This window comes from Erwinia sp. Eh17-17 (assembly GCF_039675725.1).
Lineage (GTDB): Bacteria > Pseudomonadota > Gammaproteobacteria > Enterobacterales > Enterobacteriaceae > Erwinia.
Map to the genome: position 1 here is coordinate 1 of NZ_JBDFQT010000033.1, position 522 is coordinate 522.

1 protein-coding gene is annotated in these 522 nt (G+C 66.7%); it reads left to right on the forward strand.

The window, feature by feature from the left end; genetic code table 11:
* Positions 1 to 522, forward strand: a 522-nt coding sequence (locus tag ABEH87_RS21670) for an AAA family ATPase (RefSeq protein WP_346579423.1), incomplete at both ends; no start/stop codon positions are given.

Sequence of the window (522 nt, forward strand, 5' to 3'; positions counted from 1 at the left end):
ACGTGGACACCCGCACCGTCGCCAACGTGATTGCCGACTGGACCGGGGTGCCGCTGTCTTCCCTGATGAAAGACGAGCAGACCGAACTGCTGACCCTGGAAAGTGAAATCGGCCGGCGCGTGGTCGGGCAGGACGCGGCGCTTAACGCCATCGCGCAGCGCCTGCGCGCCGCTAAAACAGGTCTGACCTCTGAGAACGGTCCGCAGGGCGTGTTCCTGCTGGTCGGCCCGAGCGGCACCGGCAAAACCGAGAGCGCGCTGGCGCTGGCGGACGAGCTGTACGGCGGCGAGAAGTCGCTGATCACCATCAACCTCTCCGAGTACCAGGAGGCGCACACCGTCTCGCAGCTGAAAGGCTCGCCGCCGGGCTACGTCGGCTACGGGCAGGGCGGCATCCTCACCGAAGCGGTGCGCAAGCGCCCGTACAGCGTGGTGCTGCTCGACGAGGTGGAGAAGGCGCACCGCGACGTGCTGAACCTGTTCTACCAGGTGTTTGACCGCGGCTTTATGCGCGACGGCGAGG